Annotated in this window: 2 protein-coding genes; both read left to right on the top strand. The window is 64.4% G+C overall.

Annotated elements, in window-relative coordinates; translation table 11 throughout:
* Positions 1–1,511: amino acid permease (locus QZ609_RS25765; RefSeq protein ID WP_295501125.1), on the top strand; the 1,511-nt coding region annotated here is incomplete at its 5' end.
* 82 nt (positions 1,512–1,593) lie between these two features.
* Positions 1,594–3,126, top strand: a complete 1,533-nt coding sequence (locus tag QZ609_RS25760) for an amino acid permease (RefSeq protein ID WP_295501122.1) — start codon at positions 1,594–1,596, stop codon at positions 3,124–3,126.
* Positions 3,127–3,236: the final 110 nt, after the last annotated feature.

The raw sequence follows: 3,236 nt of genomic DNA, 5'->3' as shown, positions 1-3,236 counted from the left end.
AGACGCCGGGCTTGCGCCGCACCTTGCGCGCGCGCCATCTCACCATGATCGCCATTGGCGGATCGATCGGTACCGGGCTGTTCGTCGCCTCGGGCGCCTCGGTCTCGCAGGCAGGCCCCGGGGGCGCCCTCACCGCCTATATCCTGATCGGGGCGATGGTCTATTTCCTGATGACCAGCCTGGGCGAGCTTGCCGCCTACATGCCCGTCTCCGGCTCGTTCGCCACCTATGGCGCGCTGTACGTCGATGAAGGCTTCGGCTTCGCGCTGGGCTGGAACTACTGGTACAACTGGGCGGTGACGATTGCCGTGGAGCTGGCCGCCGCGCAGCTCGTCATGCACTACTGGTTTCCCGACGTGCCGGGCGTGCTGTGGAGTGCCGTCTTCCTCGCCATCATGTTCCTGCTCAACGCCATCTCGGTGCGCGGCTTTGGTGAGGCCGAATACTGGTTCGCGCTGATCAAGGTCGTCACCGTCATCTTCTTCATCGGCATCGGCCTGGCGATGATCTTCGGGATCATGAAGGGCGGCCCGCAATCGGGCCTGCAGAACCTGACGCTGGGCGACGCGCCGTTCGTGGGCGGGCTGCCGGCGATGATCGGCGTGGCGATGATCGCCGGGTTCTCGTTCCAGGGTACCGAGCTGATCGGCGTGGCGGCGGGCGAGTCGGCCGACCCGGCACGCACGATTCCGCGGGCGGTCAAGCAGGTGTTCTGGCGCATCCTGCTGTTCTACGTGCTGGCGATCTTCATCATCGGCGTACTGGTGCCTTACACCGATCCGAACCTGCTTTCCACGGACGTCGCCAACATCGGCGTGAGCCCGTTCACGCTGGTGTTCAAGCATGCAGGCCTGGCGTTTGCCGCCGGGCTGATGAACGCGGTGATCCTGACCGCCGTGCTGTCGGCGGGCAACTCGGGCATGTATGCGTCCACGCGCATGCTCTACAACCTGGCCACCGAGGGCCGCGCTCCGCGCATCTTTGCGCAACTGACCAGGAACGGCGTGCCGCGCAACGCACTGCTGGCCACCACCGCCGTCGGCGCGCTGTGTTTCCTCAGCTCCCTCTATGGCGACAAGACGGTCTACCTGTGGCTGCTCAATACCTCCGGCATGACGGGCTTCGTGGCGTGGCTGGGCATTGCCATCAGCCACTACCGCTTCCGGAAGGGGCTGGTGGCGCAGGGGCATGACCCAGCGCAACTGCCGTATCGCTCGAAGTTCTTCCCGTATGGGCCGCTGTTTGCGTTCGGGCTGTGCCTGGTCATCACGCTGGGCCAGAACTACCAAGCCTTCACCACTGGCACGATCGACTGGCCCGCGGTGATCGCCACCTACATCGGCATCCCGGTTTTCTTCGCCATCTGGATCGGCTACCGGCTGGTCCGCGGTGGCGGCATCGTTCGCTACCAGGACATGCACTTCCCGCGCCCGCCCGTCACGCAAGATCCGTTGGCCGGCGAGGACCCCGGCCCCGAACTGCCGACTGTCGCAGCGACACCGCAGTCCTGATTTCCATCCACGTGCCTGCCGCCGCCTCGAAGCGCCCGGCAGGCGTTTTGTTTTGAGATGCCCGCTGACGGCATCGCCCGCTATGCACACACCCATCACCCCAACCGGCCTCGAAGGCCAGTCTGAACTGCGCCGGCGCCTGCGCTCGCGCCACCTGATGATGATCGCCCTGGGCGGCGCGATCGGCACCGGGCTGTTCGTCGCCTCCGGCGCATCGATCGCGCAGGCCGGCCCCGGCGGCGCGCTGCTCACCTACACGCTGATCGGCGTGATGGTCTATTGCCTGATGACGAGCCTGGGCGAGCTGGCGGTACACCTGCCGGTGTCGGGCTCGTTCGTCACGTATAGCCGGTTGTATGTGGAGGAAGGCTTCGGCTTTGCGCTCGGGTGGAACTACTGGTTTGCCTTGGCGGTGTCAGTGGCCGTGGAGCTGGCGGCGGCGCAACTGGTGATGAAGTACTGGTTCCCAGGTGTCTCGGGCATGGTGTGGAGCGCCGCGTTCCTGCTGCTGATGTGGGGCCTGAACGCCTTCTCCGTGCGCGGCTTTGGCGAGGCGGAATACTGGTTCTCGATGATCAAGGTGGTGACCATCGTGGTGTTCCTGGGGATCGGCCTGGCGATGATCTTCGGCATCATGCATGGCGGGCCGCAGTCGGGCTGGCAGAACTTCACGGTGGGCGACGCGCCGTTCGTGGGCGGGCTGCCGGCCATGGTGGGCGTGGCGATGATCGCCGGGTTCTCGTTCCAGGGCGTCGAGACCATCGGCGTGGCCGCCGGCGAGGCGGAGAACCCCTCGCGCACGATCCCGCGCGCCATCCGCCAGACGTTCTGGCGCATCCTGCTGTTCTATGTGCTGGCGATCCTGATCATCGGGGTGCTGCTGCCGTACACCGATCCGAACCTGCTGCGCAATGAAGCCACCGATATCGGCGTGAGCCCGTTTGCGCTGGTGTTCCAGCATGCCGGGCTGGCGTTTGCGGCGGGGATGATGAATGCGGTGGTGCTGACCGCACTGCTGTCGTCGGGCACGTCGAGCCTGTATGTGTCGACGCGGATTCTGTATGACCTATCACTCGAAGGCCAGGCGCCGCGCTGGTTTGCCAAGGTGTCGGGCAACGGCGTGCCGCACCGGGCGCTGCTGGCCACCTCTGCGGTGGGGGCGCTGTGTTTCTTCAGCTCGCTGTTTGGCGATCAGGTGGTGTATCTGTGGCTGCTGAACACTTCCGCGGTGACGTGTTTCATTGCGTGGTTCGGGATTGCGCTGGCGCATTATCGGTTCCGCAAGGGCTTTGTGAGCCAGGGGCACTCGGTCAAGGACCTGGCCTACCGGTCACCGTTCTTCCCGTTCGGGCCGATCATGGTGGCGATCCTGTGTGTGGTGATCATTCTTGGGCAGAACACCAAGGCGTTGTTTGCGCCGATCGAGAATTTCGGGGCGTTCGTCGCGACGTATTGCGGGGTGATTGTGTTTGTGGCGATTTGGCTGGCTTACCGGTGGCGGTTTAAGACGCGGTTTGTGCGGTATGAGGAGATGCAGTTCAGTGGGGCGCATCTCCAGCATGAGACGGCTGTCTCTGGCTCGGCTTCCCAACCTTCTGGGGTTGCTGCCAACTAACGGGCATCGGGCCATTGGCTGTGTGAGCTGATGGCCTTGTTTTTTTGTTGTTGGTCCATCCCTTGTTTCATCCCCTGCCGGGGCTGACTCACTTTCTTTGTCTTGCCAAA

The organism is uncultured Ralstonia sp., assembly GCA_913056305.1.
GTDB lineage: Bacteria > Pseudomonadota > Gammaproteobacteria > Burkholderiales > Burkholderiaceae > Ralstonia.
This window is presented reverse-complemented; position numbering and strand designations above follow the sequence as displayed.